This window comes from Brevibacterium rongguiense (genome assembly GCF_009857845.1).
Taxonomy (GTDB): Bacteria; Actinomycetota; Actinomycetes; order Actinomycetales; family Brevibacteriaceae; genus Brevibacterium; species Brevibacterium rongguiense.
In genome coordinates, this window is record NZ_WWEQ01000170.1 from 1 (window position 1) to 252 (window position 252).

The following is a 252-nucleotide window of genomic DNA, read 5'->3' on the forward strand; positions in this document are numbered from 1 at the left end:
TTCCTCGCGACGCGGACGACGTCCTCACGGAACTCTTGGGGATAGGGAGCGGGCATGGCGCACATCCTTCCCTGCAACGCCGCACGGCGCCACAGATCATGTGACACCTGATCGTGCATCAGTCCCCAATGGCAGTGAGGGCCTTCTCATCGGCGCATATCTCCGCGTAGGCCACCCGGGAGTGGTCATCGATGACAGTGTGGACGAATGCGGTGCCGATACGAGGTCGGTAGTCGTGGCCGCGCTCACCGG

The 252-nt window shown here is 63.5% G+C and carries 1 pseudogene; it reads right to left on the minus strand.

What is annotated here, in order from left to right:
* Window positions 1–124: 124 nt before the first annotated feature.
* Window positions 125–252 (minus strand): annotated as a pseudogene (locus tag GSY69_RS14015) (IS481 family transposase); the annotation flags it as partial.